General features: G+C 71.9%; 17 protein-coding genes. 4 read left to right on the forward strand and 13 right to left on the reverse strand.

The window, feature by feature from the left end:
- Window positions 1-48 precede the first annotated feature (48 nt).
- The 3 genes from KIH74_RS33940 to KIH74_RS33950 form a co-directional block, all read right to left on the reverse strand.
- Window positions 49-993 carry a BsuBI/PstI family type II restriction endonuclease gene (locus KIH74_RS33940; protein WP_214160534.1) on the reverse strand — a complete coding sequence of 315 codons (945 nt, stop codon included), beginning with the start codon at window positions 991-993 and terminating at the stop codon, window positions 49-51.
- Entirely contained in the window at window positions 990-2,531 is a 1,542-nt protein-coding gene (locus tag KIH74_RS33945; protein ID WP_214160535.1) for an Eco57I restriction-modification methylase domain-containing protein, read from the reverse strand. The genes KIH74_RS33940 and KIH74_RS33945 overlap by 4 nt, the downstream gene beginning before the upstream one ends.
- Window positions 2,532-2,724: 193 nt before the next feature.
- Window positions 2,725-3,420 (reverse strand): hypothetical protein, encoded by a 696-nt coding sequence (locus tag KIH74_RS33950; protein WP_214160536.1) that lies wholly within the window; start codon window positions 3,418-3,420, stop codon window positions 2,725-2,727.
- A gap of 304 nt (window positions 3,421-3,724) precedes the next feature.
- On the opposite strand from KIH74_RS33950, the gene KIH74_RS33955 reads away from it, so the two are divergent.
- The 3 genes from KIH74_RS33955 to KIH74_RS37315 all read left to right on the forward strand — a co-directional run bounded on the left by KIH74_RS33955 (window position 3,725) and on the right by KIH74_RS37315 (window position 5,857).
- A complete protein-coding gene (locus tag KIH74_RS33955; RefSeq protein ID WP_214160537.1) occupies window positions 3,725-4,870 on the forward strand; it encodes a Fic family protein in 1,146 nt (381 codons plus the stop codon).
- A 430-nt stretch (window positions 4,871-5,300) separates the two neighbouring features.
- Window positions 5,301-5,486, forward strand: a complete 186-nt coding sequence (locus KIH74_RS37310; RefSeq protein WP_246573756.1) for a hypothetical protein — start codon at window positions 5,301-5,303, stop codon at window positions 5,484-5,486.
- Complete coding sequence (locus KIH74_RS37315) at window positions 5,483-5,857, forward strand: Hsp70 family protein (protein ID WP_308114075.1); 375 nt, start codon at window positions 5,483-5,485, stop codon at window positions 5,855-5,857. Before KIH74_RS37310 ends, KIH74_RS37315 begins: the two co-directional genes overlap by 4 nt.
- A gap of 59 nt (window positions 5,858-5,916) precedes the next feature.
- Here the strand turns inward: KIH74_RS37315 and KIH74_RS33965 are convergent, their stop codons facing one another.
- The 7 genes from KIH74_RS33965 to KIH74_RS33995 all read right to left on the reverse strand — a co-directional run bounded on the left by KIH74_RS33965 (window position 5,917) and on the right by KIH74_RS33995 (window position 14,641).
- Window positions 5,917-6,345 (reverse strand): Fur family transcriptional regulator, encoded by a 429-nt coding sequence (locus tag KIH74_RS33965; RefSeq protein WP_214160539.1) that lies wholly within the window; start codon window positions 6,343-6,345, stop codon window positions 5,917-5,919.
- 126 nt (window positions 6,346-6,471) lie between these two features.
- Window positions 6,472-8,181 carry an ABC transporter ATP-binding protein gene (locus KIH74_RS33970; protein WP_214160540.1) on the reverse strand — a complete coding sequence of 570 codons (1,710 nt, stop codon included), beginning with the start codon at window positions 8,179-8,181 and terminating at the stop codon, window positions 6,472-6,474.
- On the reverse strand, window positions 8,181-9,875 hold the full coding sequence (locus KIH74_RS33975) for an ABC transporter ATP-binding protein (RefSeq protein ID WP_214160541.1): 1,695 nt from the start codon (window positions 9,873-9,875) through the stop codon (window positions 8,181-8,183). Before KIH74_RS33975 ends, KIH74_RS33970 begins: the two co-directional genes overlap by 1 nt.
- 32 nt (window positions 9,876-9,907) lie before the next feature.
- Window positions 9,908-11,362 carry an ABC transporter ATP-binding protein gene (locus KIH74_RS33980; RefSeq protein ID WP_214160542.1) on the reverse strand — a complete coding sequence of 485 codons (1,455 nt, stop codon included), beginning with the start codon at window positions 11,360-11,362 and terminating at the stop codon, window positions 9,908-9,910.
- Entirely contained in the window at window positions 11,359-12,177 is an 819-nt protein-coding gene (locus KIH74_RS33985; protein ID WP_214160543.1) for an ABC transporter permease subunit, read from the reverse strand. The genes KIH74_RS33980 and KIH74_RS33985 overlap by 4 nt, the downstream gene beginning before the upstream one ends.
- Window positions 12,174-13,133, reverse strand: a complete 960-nt coding sequence (locus tag KIH74_RS33990) for an ABC transporter permease (protein WP_214160544.1) — start codon at window positions 13,131-13,133, stop codon at window positions 12,174-12,176. The genes KIH74_RS33985 and KIH74_RS33990 overlap by 4 nt, the downstream gene beginning before the upstream one ends.
- Window positions 13,130-14,641, reverse strand: coding sequence for an ABC transporter substrate-binding protein (locus KIH74_RS33995; RefSeq protein WP_214160545.1), 1,512 nt, complete (start codon window positions 14,639-14,641; stop codon window positions 13,130-13,132). The genes KIH74_RS33990 and KIH74_RS33995 overlap by 4 nt, the downstream gene beginning before the upstream one ends.
- A gap of 108 nt (window positions 14,642-14,749) precedes the next feature.
- Between KIH74_RS33995 and KIH74_RS34000 the strand changes: the two genes are divergently transcribed.
- Entirely contained in the window at window positions 14,750-15,424 is a 675-nt protein-coding gene (locus tag KIH74_RS34000) for a TetR/AcrR family transcriptional regulator (protein WP_214160546.1), read from the forward strand.
- Here the strand turns inward: KIH74_RS34000 and KIH74_RS34005 are convergent.
- From KIH74_RS34005 to KIH74_RS34015, 3 genes are read right to left on the reverse strand one after another with little or no spacing between them, the layout of a single operon-like run.
- Window positions 15,418-16,740 (reverse strand): salicylate synthase, encoded by a 1,323-nt coding sequence (locus KIH74_RS34005; protein WP_214160547.1) that lies wholly within the window; start codon window positions 16,738-16,740, stop codon window positions 15,418-15,420. The two genes, KIH74_RS34000 and KIH74_RS34005, sit on opposite strands and share 7 nt — an antisense overlap.
- Window positions 16,737-17,483: a class I SAM-dependent methyltransferase gene (locus KIH74_RS34010; RefSeq protein ID WP_214160548.1), complete on the reverse strand. Its 747-nt coding sequence runs from the start codon at window positions 17,481-17,483 to the stop codon at window positions 16,737-16,739. The genes KIH74_RS34005 and KIH74_RS34010 overlap by 4 nt, the downstream gene beginning before the upstream one ends.
- Complete coding sequence (locus tag KIH74_RS34015) at window positions 17,480-18,256, reverse strand: thioesterase II family protein (protein ID WP_214160549.1); 777 nt, start codon at window positions 18,254-18,256, stop codon at window positions 17,480-17,482. Before KIH74_RS34015 ends, KIH74_RS34010 begins: the two co-directional genes overlap by 4 nt.
- Window positions 18,257-18,267: the final 11 nt, after the last annotated feature.

The following is an 18,267-nucleotide window of genomic DNA, read 5'->3' on the forward strand; positions in this document are numbered from 1 at the left end:
GCCCCACCACCTCGTGGGGATCCGGGGAGGACAGGGGCGTTCGGCAGCTCAGCCGTAGGGTCCGAGAAATCTCTCCCCGTCGAAATGAATGAGGTGGGTGGGGTCCTCGGCGCACCACACTTCGGTCTCCCAGGCGATCTCGCGCAGGTACTTACGCATCTCGGTGCGCGAGGGAAAGCAGCTGACGTAGACGAGCCCGGCGGTGGAGCCGGCGAACAGTGTCTGGAGCTCGCCGTGCCGTTTGGCGTCGACCGGGCCGTGGGAGGAGGCAGCTTCCATCAGCACGAGCCAGTTCCGGTCCGGCATGTGCACGATGACGTCGGGCATCTTGCCGTGACTGTCGACGGTCACTCCCAGTCCGGCGAGGGCATCCTGTTCCCACACGGACCATTTCGCGTCGGCGTCGCCGAGGTAGAGCAGGTGGCCGCCGGGCAGGAAGCAGGCGCCGAAGTCTTCGACGATCTGTTTGATCAGGATGTTCTGGCCACCTGGGCTGAGGGTCAGCTGCGAGCCGTCCAGGGTGGTGACGGGGATGCGCTCCAGGTCGCGGGCCGCGGCGTACTGCGCGCGCAGGCCGGGCAGGTCGACCAGGTAACCGGTCACTTCCGCGTCGAAGTCGGCGGTTCCGTAGACACGCGCGAGGGCCAGCGCCCGGTCGGTGAGCTGGTAGCACCATTTCGGGGAGTTCACCGGTCGGCCGGGAGCGTCAGGGTTCTGCTCGACCAGCATCGCTTCGGCGAACTGGTGCAGAGTCCGACGCCGCACCGTCTCACGGGTGTTGGGTTTGTAGGCGACGTCGTACTGCACCCGGATGTGCTCCATGATCTCCACCGTGCGCAGGAGCGGGTTGCGGGCTTCGGGCCACGGGGTGTCGGGGGTGAGCCCGAGCAGGGCCAGCAGGATCAGGGCCGAACGCTCGTTGGATCGCTCGGCGTCGAAGCCGAGCGCGGTGAGAAGACGGCGAGCCTCGCTGACCCGGTCATGGCCGTTCATCGGGCGATCCCGGGGATGTGCTCGGCCACCATCGTGTCGATGATTTCCTGGGCGGGCATGGCGTCGGAATCGAGTGCCGCACCCAGCGTGATGAGGTGTTCGGACAGCGGGTAACGCATCGCCTTGAGGTCACCGACGTTGACCTGGGTGTGTCCCGAGAACGTCCGGAAGTGCTCGTCGAGCAGGCTGCTGTTCAGCCACAGCGCGAGTCCGTAGGCGAGATCGCGCGGCAGGCCCTTCTTGGCCGTGTGGATGAAGTTCAGCTTGTTGTCGAGCCCCAGCCACGCGTGCGGTGTCTCGCCGGGCTCATGGACGGCCGCGACGACCCGTCGTCGTTCCTCCTTGGAGGAGAATCGTTTGACAAGGACGAAGCGCTCGTCCGGGACGAGCCACTTACGGGTCTCGTCGTTGACGACAATGGCCTGGTCCTTGGTTTTCTCAACAGGCCAGTGCACGAGGCCGCCGGAGATGTTGGAGGGGTACAGCAGGGGGACGCTGTGGTGGACGGGTCGTGGACGGATGTGTTCTCTCAGCCGGAAATCGACGACGGGCCCGGTCGACGCCTTGACCCCCAGGGCTGTCAGGTCGCACGGCAGCAGGTCGAACACGTCGGCGAGCGCCGAGTGCCGGGCGCTGGTGGGGAGCCGGACGAAGCTGTCGGGGTCGGTGGGTTTGACGACCTCGGCGTAGGGCACGGTTCGTGAGGTGGCCTCGTCGTCGGTGCCATGGCTGACCGTCAGCAGCACGTTGCCGCGCGGCGCGGCCTTGGTGGCGGAGAAGATGACGTTCTCCTGGAGCACACCGCCGTCGGCGAACACGCTCTTGCGGCTGTCGAAGAGGTGGATGCGCTCAAGCGTGACGGCGGTGAGGAAGCTTCTGCGGAACGCCTTGAAGTACGTGCCGTTGGCGAACGAGCGGGGGGTGATGGCGGACAGCTGCCCGCCCTCGGTCAGAAGGTCCGCGGCGATGAGCAGGAAGGTCGAGTAGATGTTCGGGGTGTCGAGGCCGTCGGGTGCCAGCCGGGCCCGGCTCCCGGCCGGCAGTTTGTAGTAGGGCGGGTTCATCGGGATGAGATCGAACTGCTCCAGGGGCGCCGTGGTCCTGCGCAGCCCGACGTGCATGTCGAGCAGGTCGTCCTGCACCAGTTCGGTCGTGATCTTGATGTCCCGGGCCCGGCCGAGGGCGATGCAGTCGTCGAGGGCGTCGGCCAGGGCGGGCACGACACCGCCGTCTTTCTCCACGGCCACGATCTCGATGGTTCTGGTGATCTGTTCGGTGGCAAGGCGTGCCACGAGCGCCGCGGTCAGGGATCCCGTGCCGGCTCCGGGATCGAGGATCCTGATCCTGTCACGGGCGGTGAGCGCGAACATCGACACGATGAGCCGGGCCGCCGGCACCGGCGTGAAGAACTGGCCGTGAGCTGCCTGGGACGTTTCGTCGAGGCCGCCCATGACCTCGCTGCGCCGTTGCTCGGCTCTCGACAGGAAGTCGCTGATCGCCGGATCGGCGATGTCGGAGAGGCCGGCGGTCCGCGTCATGCTCGCACCCTATGTCCAGGCCGTGTCCCAGCATGTCCCACCTCACCAGGACGGCCGGGCGCTGCACCTCACCGGGGTGGAGCCCTCCGACGGTGGGCGTGTTCGACGGGCCTGTGCCCGGGCCGGTTTGCCCCGGCCACCGACGTCCGGCATGTCCGGAGCTTGGACGCCGGAGAGGTGGGGCCAAACCGCTTCATGGACGACGAGGGGTCCCGACTGGTTCAACCTGCTCCAGCCTCCACAGCGGTTCGTCCCGGCCCACCGCGGCGAGGGACAGCCCTTGACGCACCACCAGTTCCCGCGCCGCAGGCCCGATCCGGGCCAAGAACTCGCTCTCCGGAAGAGCCGGACCGCTCCCGCCGAGGCCGTCACCCTTCGCGCTGCCCTCTGCCCGGCCGCCCGCGTGCGCGCCGGTTCCCTTGCTCAGCACCGCCGGGGTGGTCGTGGCCTCCAGCGCCTCCCAGACCGCCCCGACCTGGCGGGTCAGTACGTCGTGGCCGGTGGCGTCGTCCCAGCGCACCGACACCTGACCGGCCCCCAGCACCTCCGGCGCGAACAGCCCGGCGGGGCGGTGCCGGGTGCCGAGGAACCGCACGAGAGCGGCCACCCGCAGCCCGGGTTCGGTCACCACGCCGGCACCGGCGAGCGCGCCCTCCGGCCCCTGCGCCCCAGCCGGTAGCGGCAGGAAGCACTGCTCCCTGCCCCCGCACTCCAGGGCATCGGGCAGGGTGGGGTGCTGGTGCACCTGGTGCAGGGCGCCGGGCCCGACCCGGCTGCACATCCACCAGGCCGACGGCAACAGCCGGCGCACGTGGCGGGCGAACGCGCCCGCGTCGTCCTCAAGCATCCAGACCGTGGTGCTCCGGCTTGCCCGGACCGTCGCTGACACGCCGGTCATTATGACGCCGGGGCACTCGCGCACATGGTTCATGTGTAGGCGTTCGCCGACATCCGCGAAAGTGGTCGAACGGCCACACGAACGAGTGGGCGTTCGACCACTTTGATCAGCTGGCCCTCCTGGCGACGCCAAGCCGGCCCGAGGAACGGTGGCTGGGAGCTCACGGGCGCGAAGCGCCGCTCAAGGCCTTTTCGCCGCGCGCCAGCGCGCCCCACCCGAACAGGATGTTCGGGGGTCACCCCTCTTCTGGCTGCGACACAGCTACACAGTCACTCTATCGAAGTAGCTTGAGCAGGTGCTGTTTCCCACTCCGGCTCTCACCGCGGCCGACCTTCATGTCCTCGAGCAGATCGACGTGATGCGTCAGCGTCTGCGCCACCTGGTCCAGGGAGCTCCCGCCCCTTGGGAGGACAGACTGCGCACGTTCTTGACCGCGGACGCCGTCGCCGCTTCCAACACCATTGAGGGATTCCGGGTTTCCACCATCGATGCCCAGGACCTCATCGCCGGCGAACGAGACGTCGAGGTCTCCGCTGAGGACCGGGAAGAAACCCTGGCGTATCAGCGAATGATGACGTACGTGCAGACCCTGCACGACGTCAGCGATTTCAGCTTCGACAAGGGCCTGCTCAACGGGATGCACTGGATGCTCCAGGGGCACCGGCACACCCCACGACGGCCGTCCGGCCAGTGGCGACCGGGGCCGGTCTACGTCACCGACCCCCGCGACCCCTCGGTGGCCGCCTACACCGCACCCGACGCCGACCAGGTACCGGGTCTGATGGGTGAACTCGTCGACTGGCTCAATCAGGACGACGGTGAGGCCGCTCTGGTCCGGGCCGCCATCGCCCACCTGAACCTGGTTTCCATCCATCCCTGGTCCGACGGCAACGGCCGCATGTCACGATCCCTGCAAACCCTGCTCATCGCCCGCGAAGGAGTCCTGGCCCCGGAGTTCTCGTCGATCGAGGCCTGGCTGGGCCGCCCCGGCAACACCTGGGAGTACTACCGGCAACTCGGCGACCGGGGATCGCAGTACCAACCGGACCAGGACGTCGGTGACTGGGTGCGCTTCAATCTGCTCGCCTACCACCAGCAGGCCCAGACCGTCCAAGGCCGCTGGGACCGATCCGCCGCGGTCTGGGACCTTCTGGAGCCGGCCGTCCAGCGGCTCGGCCAAGAATCGCGAACCATCTCCGCCCTGCACGAGGTCGCCATGACCGGCCGCATCCGCCGGGTCCGCTACGAACAGGCCGAAGGCCTGAGCACTCAGCAGGCCCAACGGGATCTCAGAGATCTGGTCGCGCTCGGCGTCCTGGTGGCTTCCGGGCGCACCAGGGCCAGGACCTATGTGGCCGGACCTGGTTTCCCCGAGCGAGCGCTGGAGACCGCGCGCACACCGATGACCCTGACCGACCCCTACCGCAGCGCCCCGGCGTGAAGTCGGTAGATCCGGCTCGAGTGGGTGGCTCGGGACCCTCGCCGGCGCAGACGGAACGTGTGATCTCCGGCCCGCAGCCGACGTTCGGCGCGAGCTTGTCGATCACGTCGTAACGAGGTCCTTCGCGGAACAGCGCGCCGTCCTCGGCCACCGCGATGCATGTCGGTGGGCCCGGTCCGTCCGGGTGCGTCATGCGCAGGGCGCTTCACCGCCGCGGCCGCGATCCGCGAGGGCGCTCCCGCCATGGCCTCGGTGGGTCAGGCGCCGTCCCTGCTCAACTCGGTGGTTCAGGCCGGACCGGACGGCGCCCTACGGCCGGGCGCCGATCCGGGGGCACCCGGATCGGTGTCCGGGGCGGACTTCCGGCGCCGGCTGGGCGACTCCACACCGTTCCTCCTGGGCGGTCCGGCCGTACTCCCCCGCCGAGCTGATGAGCGTGGTGCTGAGCACCGTCGTGGCCCGGGTGAGCGAGCTGGAGGCCGAGCCCCCGCAGCACGTCGTCCTCACCTGCCCGGCGGTCTGGGGGCCGTACCGTCGCGAGCAGTTCACCGAGATGATCCGGGGGCGGGACTGGACCTGGAGCGGGTCACGGTCGTCACCGAGGCCGAGGCGGTGACGCTCCAGGTGGTCATGGAGTCGGGCGCCGGGCAGCCACCCGCCCCGGTGGCCGTGTACGACCTGGGCGGCGGCACCTTCGACGCCACCCTGGTCGGGAGCACCCCGGACGGCTCACAGGTGCTGGGGGTGCCCGAAACACTGGAGTGGGTCGGCGGTATCGACCTGGACGAGGCTCTCATGGACCTGGTGAACACCGAGCTCGGCGGCGTCATGTCGGGCATGGACCCCTCGGACCCGGCGCAGGCCCTGACCCTTCAGCGGATCCGGCCGGCCTGTGAACGGGCCAAGGAGGAACTGGCGAGACGTGCGCAGGCGACGATCTGGACCGGATGCCTGCCTGGCCAGCCGGCCGATGCCGGGACCCGGTGAGGGCACCTCGGAGGGGCTGACGCCCGGCATCGGTGGACCGGACGCAGCCGATGCTCACCTCACCCGGCGCGGCACTCCGGGCATGTCCCGAAAATATCCAGACTCCAGGCAATGTCGAGGAAGTCGTGCTCAGCGGCGATGGCCTGAACCCACTGCCCGGGTGTACTGCTGTCGACTTCCTCCGCCCGGCAGCAGACCCGGCACACGAGGTGATGGTGCGGGCGGGTGTTGTGGGCCGTGCCGCAGTACCGGTAGAGCGCCTCGCCGCCGGCGTCGTGGATGACGTCGACCTGATTCCTGTCGACGAACATCTGCAAGTGCCGGTACACGGTGGACAGGCTGACCTCCGAGCCGTCCCGGCGCAGACCCAGGAAGAGGTTCTGTGCGCTGAGGAACTCCGACGACTCGGACAGGGCCTTGCGTACGAGGTCGCCCTGCCGGCTCTTGCGGTGGCGCCTACCGGGCCTGATCTTTTCCCCTGGCAGCACGTGAGTCTCCTGGACCGATCGAGTGGACGGCCGACCGTCTGGCGTGAAACGCCTGCGCCGTCCACCCGTACCGGATGCCCGGAATCTCCGACGGCGCCAGCCGTTTATCGAGAATGATTATTGTCTTCAATTCATGACGGGTGAACCGGCCGAGGCGAGCAACCGGCGGTAGACCCCTTCCTGCCCGGCCAGTTCGGCGTGCGTCCCCCGCTGCACCACACGCCCGGCGTCCATGACCAGGATCTGGTCGGCGTCCACCACCGTGGCCAGGTCGTGCGCCACCAGCACCACGCTGCCCGCGCGGGCCAGCCGGTGCGCGGCCTCCAGCACCAGACGGCGGTTGGCCGGGTCCAGGGCCGAGGTGGCCTCGTCCATCAGGGTCAGCGGAGCGGCCTTGAGCAGCGCCCTGGCCACACACACGCGCTGCCGCTGACCGCCGGACAGCCGGCTGCCACCAGGGCCGGCCGGGGTCTCCAGCCCGGCCGGCCACTGCGCGACGGTCTGCTCCAGCCCCGCCGCGGCGACGGCCCGGGCCACCTCCGCGTCGGTGGCACCCGGGCGCCCGGCCCGGATGTTCTCGCCGACGCTCGCATCGAGCAGGTAATCGTCCTGGAGCACGGTGGCCAGCCGGCCGTACAGGTCCTCCGGGTGCAGCGTGCGCAGATCCATCCCGTCCATCACGACGGTTCCTGCATCCGGGTCCCAGAATCGCGCCAGCAGCCGGATCAGCGTGGTCTTCCCGGCACCCGACGCACCGACCAGTGCGGTGAGCCCTTGCCGCGGCAACGTCAACGAGACCGTGTCCAGGGCAGTTTCGCTCCCGTAACGGAACGACACCGCCTCGGCCTCCACCAGATGGCCGGACAGGGCGATCCCGGCGGGCGGCAGAACCGTCAGCCCTTCGGCATTCATCATCCCGGCCAGACGCGTGAGCAGGCCCTGATGCAGACGCAGGCTGGCAGCCAGCTCGGCCCCCGCCGAGGCGACCGCGCTCAGCCGGGCCAGCACCACCAGCGCCCCCACCACGACCGGCACGTCGAGGGTGCCGCTGTCGATCCAGACGGCACCGGCGGTGACCATCACGGCGAACAAGGCGTTCAGCGTGACGCCGAACAGCAGCAGGCCCGGGATGACGGTGCCGGTCGAGCGCAACGCCTCACGCCGCACCTGCCCGAGTGCGGTCCGCAGATCACCGGAGTCCCCGTCTGCACCGTCGGTACGGATCAGATGCTGGCGCTGCGCGTACTCCAGCAACCTGCTCGTGCCCTCGACCCCCGCCGCGTGCCGACGGTCGTCCACCGAGGCCGCCAGGCGCCCGCTGAACCGGCTGACGTACCAGGCGATCACGGACGCCCCCAGCGCGGTCAGCGTGTACCGCCAGTCCAGTACCACCAGCGTCAGCGCAGCCGCGACGGGCGTGATGACCGCGGTCATGGCCGGCCGCAGCAACAGCGCCGGATACGACATCAAGGTCGTCACGCCACCGGTGGCCGTCGCGATCGCCTCCGCCTGACGGGCCGGCGTGAACCAGCCCAGCGGCAGCACGGACAGGTGCTCACCGAGTGCCACGTGCAGGGCCCGGGCACTGGTGCTGCCCACCCGGAAAGCCACCGCCTGAGCCACCCACTGCACGATCAGGAAGGCCACGACCGCTACGCCCAGCGCCGTCATCGCCGGTCCGGCATCCCGCGAAGGATCCAGGCACCGGGCGATCACCAGGCCGGTCAGTCCCAGGGCGACGCCGTGCAGCACCGCGGCCGCGCCGAGCCAGCCGGTGAGAAGGGCGAACTGCCGGCGCTCGGGCCCGGGCAGGATCCGGTAGAAGTCACGCAGCATCAGATCTGGCTCCCAGCAATGGTTTCGGACGACTCGTGAAGGGCCCGGTAGGCCGGGCAGGTCTCCAGCAGATCCGCGTGGGTGCCCCGCCCGGCCAGCCGCCCGTCCTGGAGCACGAGGATCAGGTCGGCGGACCGTACCACCGGCATCTGGTGCGAGATGACCAGCACCGTGCGCTCACGGGCCTGTTCCCGCAGGGTCTCGACCAGGCCGGCAGCGGTGGTGGGGTCGACCGCCGACAGCGCCTCGTCGAGCACCAGGGCCCCGGGCGAGCGCAGCAGGGCCCGGGCCAGGCAGACCCGCTGCCGCTGTCCGCCGGACAGATCCGCCTCCTGGCCCAGTACGCAGTCGTAACCACCCGGCAGAGCCATGATCTCGTCGTGGACACCGGCCCGGCGGGTCGCCTCGACGACCTGCTCCCGGGGCACCGGCCGGCCACCGGTCAGGTTGTCGATCACACTGGCCCGGCGCAGGCCGGTGTCCTGGAACACCAGCCCGACCCGCTCGTACAGCCGGTCCTCGCCGATCTCCCTCAGGTCGGTCCCCCCGAGCAGCACCCGGCCCGAGTCCGGGTCGGTGAAACGGGCGAGCATCGCGGCGACCGTGCTCTTGCCGCTGCCCGAGGCACCGGCCAGTGCCACCAGGCCACGCTCCGGCAGCGTGAACGACACGTCGTCCAGAGCCGCGTGCTCCCCGTCGTAGTGGTGGGTGACGTTCTCCAGCCGAAGCGGGCCGTGGGCGTCCGTGGTTCCCCAGGTCAGGGTGGGCTGGGCGAGGAAGTCCCGCACCGACGTGGCCGCCGCCAGCCCGGAGCGGACGGCCTGGAGACGAGGGCCGCCGACCGCGACCGGTGCGCTGACGGCGGGCCCGAGCAGCACCCCGGCCACCACCGCCCGGGCCTCGAACCAGCCGTGTTCCAGGCCGATCCCGCCGATCAGGGCGATCCCGGCGGCGGTCAGGCCGGGAGCCACGACCAGCCAGGACGCGGTCGTGGCCGTGGACGTGCCCTTCGACCAGCTCCGGAAGAAGTCGTGAAAGTCGTTGACGGCGGCCAGGTAACGCTCCCGCGCTCCACCGGCACCGCCGTACACCTTGGCGCTCGGCAGGCCGTGCACGTAATCGACGACGGCGGCGCCGATCTGCTGCTGGGTACGCCCGAACTCGGCGAAGCCGGCCCCGGACCCGCGCAGCGCCCGCAGATAGAAGGCTACCCCCAGGACCAGCGGCACGACGCTGATCAGGGCCAGCCGCCAGTCCACGGCGAGCAGCGCGACGATCCCGGCCACCGGGGTCACCACCAGCCCGGTGACGTCCAGCAGGGTGTGGGCGACCAGGTAGTGCAGGGCGGCGGTGTCGTCCTGCACCACCTTCTTGATGCGCGCCGCACCGGCGCCGGTCACCGTCGGCAGCGGGGCCCGGCGGACGACGCGGGCCAGGTCGGTCTGGATCCGCCAGGTGAGGTTCGCGTCGGCCCGGTGCGCGATCCAGGTGGCGAGCGCGGCCGCCACGGCGGCGCCGAGCACGGCGATCACCGCACTGACGACGAGGGCGCCCTGGGGCAGCGGCTCGTGGTCGATCCAGGCGCCGGTGAACGAGCTCAGGGCCAGCAGGGGCGCGAGCGCGAGCAGCCCGGCGAGGGTCTGCAAGGCCACCGCGGCGGTCAGGGGGGCGCGGACGGGCCGGAGCAGATCCATGGGGCTCTGCGTTGTCTCAGGGTTTTTCGGGGTCACTGAAGTCGGCCTCCGGTGAGGGTGAGGACGCGGGTGGCGCGGGCGGCCACCTGGTGCTGGTGGGTGATGAGGACCATGGGGGTGCCGTGTCGCCGGCGCCAGGTCAGCAGGGCGTCGAGCACGAGGTCGGTGGTGTTCGCGTCGAGGGCTGCCGTGGTCTCGTCGCAGATCAGGACGGCCGGGGCGGCGGCCAGGGCACGGGCCAGGGCGACGCGGTGGCGCTGCCCGCCGGAGAGGCGGTCGGGGGTACGGTCGAGCACGTCGGGCGGAAGGGCGAAACAGGCGATCAGCTCGGCTGTTCCGGTCGGCGCCGGCAGGCCACGGCGGTCGGCCGAGGCCAGGGCGCGGGTGAGGCTGCGGCGGACGTTCTCGTGCGGGTTGAGGGCGGCACGGGCGTCCTGGCCGACGTACGCCAGATAGGGCTGGCCCGTCCGGGCCCGGGCCGCGGCGTCCCAGGGGGTGGGGGTGCCGTGGACGACCAGACGGCCGGTGGCCGGTACGGCCAGACCGCTCAGGGCCCGGGCCAGGGAGGTCTTGCCGGATCCGGAAATGCCCTGCACGGCCACCAGTTCGCCGGGGACGAGGCGCAGGCTGACGGCGTCGAGCAGGCGGCGTCCACCCCGTTCGACACTCACGTCAAGAGCTTCCAGCGCGGGGACGCTCTCTGCCGCAGTGGTTCTCGCGTCCTGCCCGGTGCGTGCCCGCGGCGGTGGGGGCGCCGTACGCTCGCGGGGAGTTGCCGGCCGCAGGCGGCCGGCGGTGAGTTCGAGGACGTCGGTGGCGACCCGGCCGGCCAGGTCGCGGTCGTGGGTGATCAGCAGGACGGCGGGATTCCAGGCCAGGGTGGTGAAGGCGACGGCGACCCGGTGGGCCGTCACGGCGTCCAGACCGCTGGTCGGTTCGTCCAGCACGAGCAGCCGGGGACGGGTGACGAGGGTCCAGGCCAGCAGGGCGCGCTGGGCCTGGCCGCCGGACAGCTCGCCGGGATGCCGTCGCAGCAGGCCGGTGTCGAGCGCGGCGGCCCGGGCGGCCTGGTCGACCCGGGCCCGGCGCCCGGCCCGGTTCTCGCCCGGGTACGCGATCCGGGCGGCGGTGAGCAGCTGGGCACCGATCCGGCGGCGGGGGTCGAGAGAACTGGCTGGGTCCTGCGGGAGGTATCCGATCTTCTTGCCGCGCAGGGCTTTGCGTCCTGCGGCGGTGAACGGGTCGTGGCCGGCGACCTCGATCTGCCCGGCCGCGCACCGCAGTCCGGTGCCGAGGTGGCCGAGCAACGCCAGGGCGAGCGTGGTCTTGCCCGCGCCGGAACGACCGAGCACGGCGGTCACCGTTCCCTCCGCCAGGTGCAGGCCGAGATCTTCGAGCAGGGAGGTGCCGTCCGGGGCGTGCACGGTGAGCCCGGTGACCGTCGCGACGGCAGTGGTTCTCGTCGGTACGTGCGGGGTGGCGGTCATGCGGGCCGCCCTGCGATCCGGGGCCTGGCGGACCTCTCCCCTGTCACCTGGTCCAGGCAGACGGTGGCCCCGACAGCCAGCACCACCAGCAGCGCGGCCGGCACCAGCACCGGCAGCGGGTTGGCCATCAGGCCGGTGCTGTTCTCCCGGACCATCCGTCCCCAGTTCGCGGCGGGGGCAGCCGATCCAAGGCCGAGGAAGCCGGCCGTGGCGGCCAGCTGGGTGGCGGCGACGAAGCGGATCCCGGCCTCGGCCAGGGCCACCCCGGCCAGACCGGGCAGGATGTCGTACCGGATCCGGGAGATCGTGCTCTCGCCCCGGGCCCGGGCCTCACGCGCGTAGTCGGTGGCGGCCAGGTGCACGACCCGTTCGTGGTTGACGCGTACCGAGAACGGCACGCTGACCGCGGCCACGGCGAACGCGACGGCGGTGTCGCTGCCGGTGATCCCGGCGGCCACGAGCAGCAGCAGGAGCAGGGCCGGGACGGCGGCGAGCGCGTCCACCGCGCGCAGCAGCGCCTGTGCGGCGCGGTGGTGGCGGCTCAGGCCGGCCCAGGTGCCCAGGCCGAGCCCGGCCAGGCTGCCGAGCGCGGTGGCGGTGACCGCCTGGAGCACCAGGACCTGCCCACCCCACAGCACCCGGCTGAGCACGTCCCGGCCGAGAAAGTCTGTCCCCAGCAGGTGTTCGCCGTCAGTACCGGAGAAGGGGACGGTGGAGGGGGTGGTGTGGCCGCCCGGGGCCAGCCACGGCCCGGTCAGGGCCAGCAGGACGACGAGGAGCGTGGGGACGGCGAAGATCCACCGGCGCGTGGTCATCGGGATCCTCCATTGCGACGGGTGGGCGCGGTGAGCAGGCGGGCGGTCACGTCGCCGGCCAGCAGCACCAGCAGGGCGACGGCACCGAGCACCAGGCTCAGGCCCTGCACGAGCGGTACGTCGCGGGCCGCCACGGCCCGGGTCAGTTCCTGGCCGAGACCGGGCACGTTGAAAAGGGTCTCGACCACCACGGCGCCGCCGACCAGGCCGGCGAGCATGATCGAGAAGGCCTGCACGGCAGGGCCTGCGGCGTTGGCGACGATGCTGCGCGCGTAGCGTGGCCCGCGGTAGCCGTTGAGGCGGGCGAAGCCGGCGTACGGCTCGGCGGCGGTCTGGGCCACCGAGGCCCGCAGCAGGCGCAGGGTGGCCCCGCAGCCGCCCAGGGCCAGGGCCAGGGCGGGCAGCGCGACGAGTTCCGGTCGCTGCCAGAGCGACTGCCCGATCGGGACGATCGCCACGGCGGGCAGGACCGGCCACCAGAGGGTGAACCCGAGCAGCAGGGCAGTGGCGATCAGGAAGTCGGGGGCGGCGGCCAGGGCCAGGCCGGAGGCCGAGATGACCCGGTCGGCGCGGCTTCCGGCGTGCAACCCGGCCCAGGTCCCGGCCGTCCCGGCGATCACGAGGATCATGAGCGCGGCGGGCAGCACCACCGCGAGACTGTTGGCGGCCCGGGCCCCGACGACGGCCGTGACACTCGTTCCCGACGTCATCGAGGTGCCGAGATCGCCGTGCGCAGCTCCCTGGGCCCAGTCGAGATACCGTTCCAGGGGCGGGCGGTCGAGGCCGAGCGACACCCGGACCGCTGCCCGCTCGGCCGGTGTCGCGGCCGGGCCCGAGGCGACCCCGGCGGCGTCACCGGGCAGCACCTCGGTGGCCGAGAACACCAGGACCGAGAGCACGGTGAGGGTCGCCGCGCAGACGGCGACCCTCACCGCCACCCAGGACAGCAGTCTCATTCGGAGACGGTCGCCCGGGCCAGGTCGGGGAATTGCAGCTCACGGACCCCGGACACCCCGTCGGAGGCGGCGCTGATGTTCGGCACGAACATCACGCCGAGCTGGTTCCCTCTCTCCCACAGTAATTTCTGAGCCTGGTGCGAGGCGTCGAGGCGCTCGTCGGCCGAGGTGGCACTGCGCGCGGTCGCGACCAGGGCGTCGACGTCCGGGAAGACGCCCGGTGCCCAGTTCGGCTCGAACGACGCCGGCGGCGTGTACCCGGCCCGGAACGGCAGTGCGGCGTAGGCCTCGTAGTCGGCGTACAGCTCGCCGGCGGCCACCTCTTTCAGGGTCGCCCGCACGCCGATCGCCTTCAGGTCCTCGACGATGAGCGTGGCCGTCTCCACCATGCCGGCCAGCTCCGGCCCGGCGGTCAGCTCGACCTGCACGTCCTCGGCCCCGGCCTCCTGGAGCAGCTTCCGGGCCCGCTCCGGGTCGTAGGTGCGCTGCCCGAGGTCGTCGTCGTAGTGGGCGAATCCCAGGCCCGGCACGTCGTTGCCGATGAAGGCCCGCCCGTAGTAGACGTTCTGGAGGATCTTCTGGCGGTCGACGGCGAGCTTGAACGCCTCGCGCACCCGTTCGTCGTCGAACGGCTCCGCGGCCGTGTTCATGGTGAACTGGAGGTAGGAGGCGTAGGGCAGTTCGCTGGTGGTCACGGTGGCGCCCTCGACCCCGTCCAGGGTCTGGGCCTGGGCCGGGGTGATCCCGCTGATGTAGTCCACCTGGCCCTGGCGCAGGGCGTTGACCCGTGCGGTGCCGTCGGCGATCGAGACCAGCTCGATCGCGTCCAAGGTGGGCGCCTGCCCGTAGTAGTCCGGGTTGCGGCGCAGGGTCGTGGAGCGCCCGGCCTCGAAGGCGCCGATGGTGAACGGGCCGGACGAGGGCGTGCCGGTGGTGAACTCGGTGGTGCCGGCCTTGATCGCGAGCATGCTCTGGCAGATCAGGTCGCGACCGTCCGCGATCGGCGACAGCGCCGGCAGCACCACGGTGGACCCGTCGGGCGTCGTGGCCTGGTCCAGGTCGAAACCGCGGGCCACCAGCTGGGTGAACGGCAGACCCTTCAGCAGGGTGGGGGCCTGGAGCGAGTACAGCACGTCCTTGCTGGTCAGGGCGCTTCCGTCGGTGAATTTCACGCCGTCCCGGACGGTCAGGGTGTATTGCGTCAGGTTCTTCGACACCTGGATGTCCGACACCACGCCGTACGCGACGCCGTCCTCGGCGTCCGCGTCCAGCTCACACAGCGGCGCGTGCACGAGCCTGGCCCGCACGTAGTCCAGCGCCGTCGGCCCCTGGAGATAGTTCAGCGTCTCCGTGGATCCGCCGGCGAACGCGGCGCGCAGGGTGCCACCGGTGGAGGCGCCCTGCGCCGCACCGCTTTCCGACGATCCACTCCCGCATCCGGCCGCCATCGTCACGGCCAGCGCCGCGGCGATCCCGGCACCCAGTCTGCGGCTTCTCGTGGCCACCATTCGAGCCTTCACCCTTTCCTCGGACCCGGCCCGGAGCCAGGTGTTTACTATGTATACCACGCTATTGAGAATGATTTTCAATTTGCGGTGCGCGAATACGATCACCCGGTGGGAAGCCTCAGCCGGGATGCGATCGTGCAGGTCGCCATGAACATCAGCCGCGAGCAGGGACTGCCGGCGGTGACGATGCGAGCGGTCGCGGCTCCCTTCGGGGTCACCCCGATGGCGCTCTACCGCCATGTCGGCGACCGGGAGGACCTGGCCCGCCTGGTCACCGACCGGGTCGGCGCCCTGGTCCGCCCGCCGGCCGGGCCCGGCACCCCGTGGGCCGGGCGCGTGCGGGCCTGGGCCCGGGTCCAGCGCTCGGTACTACGTGACTACCCGGGCACCGCGGCCTGGCTGATCGAGAACGGCCCGTCCGGGCCGGAGGCCTACCGGCTGCTGGAACTGCTCGCCGCGGCGCTGGCCGACTCCGGGCTCGACGACGCCCGGGTCGCCCGGGGCACCGCGCTGGTCATGAGCTGGACGTTCAGCCGGATCGCCGTGGAAGACAGCATCGCCCTGGCCGGGCGGCGTTCACCCCGGCGCGGGCGCACCCAGTCGTTCGTGACCGGCCTGGCGACCGTCGACCCGGCGACGCACCCGGTCGCGACCCGGATCGGCGAGGACTTCTTCACCCTGCCCGGTGAGGTGGTCTTCGACACCGGGCTGGACTGGATCGTCGCCGGGCTGACAGCCGACAGCCCGGCCGACAGCCCGGCCGGCCAGCAGGCCGATCAGTAGGTCAGGTGCGGGGCCACGCTGCCCAGCTTCTCGCAGGTCTCCTCCAGCTCACGGTCGGGCCGGGACGCCTCCACCACCCCGGCACCGGCACGCAGCCAGGACCGTCCCTCGTGGGTGAAGACGGTCCGCAGCACCAGGGCCGCGTCCAGGGCACCGGTGTGGTCGGCGACGATCACCGCCCCCGAGTACAGGCCCCGGGGTGTGCTCTCCAGCCGCGTCAGCGCCTCGTAGGCCTCCGCCTTCGGGATGCCGGAGGCGGTCACCGCCGGGAAGAACGCGCCGAACGCGTCCCACGGTCCCCGCCCGGCAGCCAGTTCCCCGGCCACCCGGGAGGCCAGATGCTGAACCGCACCACGCGGCAGCACCCGCATGAACTCCTCCACCCGAACCGTTCCCGGCGCGCACAGCGCCTCGGCCTCCTCCACGGCCAGCCGCACACTCGTGGCGTGCTCGGCGATCTCCTTCAGGTCCGACAGCAGCTCGGCCCGGTTGGCCTCGTCCCGGGCCCGGCCCAGACCGAGCGCCCGGGTGCCGGCCAGGGGCTGGGTGCTGACCCGGCCGTCCGCGCCGACCTCCACCACGGTCTCCGGGCTGAACCCGGTGGCCGCCCAGCCCCCCAGGTCGAGATGGAAGGCCCGGGCCGACGCCACCGCCGCACGCCCGCGCCGGAAAGTCCCGACCAGGTCCGGGTTCCCGGCCAGCGGCACCTCACGCGAGAGGATCACCTTGTCCAGGAGGGTTTTCCGGATGTCGTCGACCGCCTGGGCCACCGCGTCCCGGTAGGCGTGGGCACCGGCCAGCAGATCGGCCGCCGTCGTGCTCTCCCCGGTGGCGGCCGGGACAGCGGGGACGGCAGCCGACAGCACCGCACGGGCCTCGGCCGCCCGTTGCGGTGAGGACGCCAGCACCGTCACCGGCCCCTCGGCGGAGCCGGTGACCAGCTCCACCTCCGGCAGCACCAGATGCAGGAGCGGTTCGGTGCCGGGCAGCCCGGTCGGCATCCCGGCCCGGTGCAGCGCCAGCTCGAACCGGGCCCAGCCGAAGGCCCGCCACAGCGGGAACGGGCACGCGTCCAGTGCCGCGGCCACGTCACCGAGCACCGGCCCGGTCACCGGTTCCGACCAGCTGGTGGTGAGAAGCTCTGCGCTCAGGCGTAGTTCGGCCCGGGCCCCGATCGCGTGACGCGTGGTCGTCCCGGCCTGGTAGACCACGAGCGGGCCGCCGTCCGCCAGCCGGACGGCGGCCGCCAGCACCGCATCGGCCTCCAGGTGTTCCCAGTGGTTCAGGTCGTGCATCGTCGTCCTCCCGACGGTCATGACGGTGATCCGGTGCGCAGAACGGCGACCTCCGGCAGGCCGGAGCCGGTGCGCCCGCCCATCGCCTCCACCCGCATCCCGGACTCGGCAGCCAGCTCCGGCACGCCCACGGCATGCCAGAGGTAACCGCCGTGTACCTCCCGGTGCACCCGGCCGGTGTCGTCCAGCACCCGCCAGCGCGAGGTGAACCGCATGGCTCCCTCCCGTTCGGGGACGCCGCCCACCCACCATTCGTAGGTCAGGTCACCGATGCGGGAACGCAGCTGGCAGGCCTCCGGCAGAGGGCGGGTGGACCGCACCCCCATCAGCTCCACCACGATCACCCCGCCCGGCGAGAGCCGTTCCCGCAGCCGGCGCCACAGAGTCGTGCGCCGGCCCGCGTCCAGGTGCCCGGCCACCCCGAAGACCACGGCCGCGCCGATCCGGCCGGGCAGCGTCAGGTCCGGGGCGGTCTGCGCGGACACCGTGACGCGGGCCGCCAGGGCCGGATCGGCCGCCAGCCGGGAGACCAGCACGGCCCGCATCCCGGCGGCCGGCTCGACCGCCAGGACGGAACGCTCGGGCAGCGCCTGCGCGATGATCTCGGTGATCCGGCCGGTCCCCGCACCGATCTCGACCACCGGACCGGGCCCGGCACCCTCCAGCGACCGCCGCAGCAGGGGCCCGCTGCGGGCGGCCTGCTGCTCGGCCACCAGTTCGTAGAACTCGGCCATGTCGGCGTAGGCGGTGACGTCGGCGCTCATGGCATGTCCCCGGCCGAACCGGCCGTCATCAGTGCCGGATCGAGCACCGTCAGCACGTCCGCGACCACCTCACGCCGCCGCGGCACCAGGTAGAAGTGGTCACCGGGCAGCGTTCTCCGGCTCACCGGGCCGGTGGTGAACCGGCTCCAGCCGAACGCACCGTCCTCGTCCGGGCCGGCCAGTTCCGGGTCCTCCGCTCCCCCGAGCACCCGCACCGGACAGCTCAGCGGGGTCACCGGATCCGGCCGGTAGGTCTCGGCCATCCGGTAGTCGTCGCGGACGTTGCGCAGCACCGCCGAGCGCAGCTCCGGGTCGTCGAGGATCTCGGCCGGGGTGCCACCCAGCCGCTCCAGCTCGGCCCGCAACTGTGCCTCGCCGGAGATGTGCACGGCACCACCGAGACCCCGGTCAGGGGCCCGGCGCCCGGACACGTACAGGCGGACCGGCTCGGGCAGTCCCAGATCCTTGAGCTGACGCACGGTTTCGTAGGCCACGATCGTTCCCATGCTGTGCCCGAACGCGATCCACGGCCGGTCCAGCAGCGGGCGCAGAGCCTCGGCCACGGCCCGGCCGCTGTCGGCCAGCCCGGCCACCGGCGGGTCGGTGAACCGCTCCTCCCGTCCCGGGTAGCAGGCAGCCAGCAGCTCGACCGAGGCGGGCAGCAGGGCGTCCCAGGCCCGGAACGAGGACGGGCCACCGCCGGCGTGCGGCAGGCACACCAGCCGAACCGCTGCCGCCGGGCGGGCCCGGAACCGGCGCAGCCAGGGACTCACGACCACGCTCC

Origin of the sequence: Kineosporia corallincola (assembly GCF_018499875.1) — a bacterium.
In the GTDB taxonomy this organism is placed as follows: Bacteria; Actinomycetota; Actinomycetes; order Actinomycetales; family Kineosporiaceae; genus Kineosporia; species Kineosporia corallincola.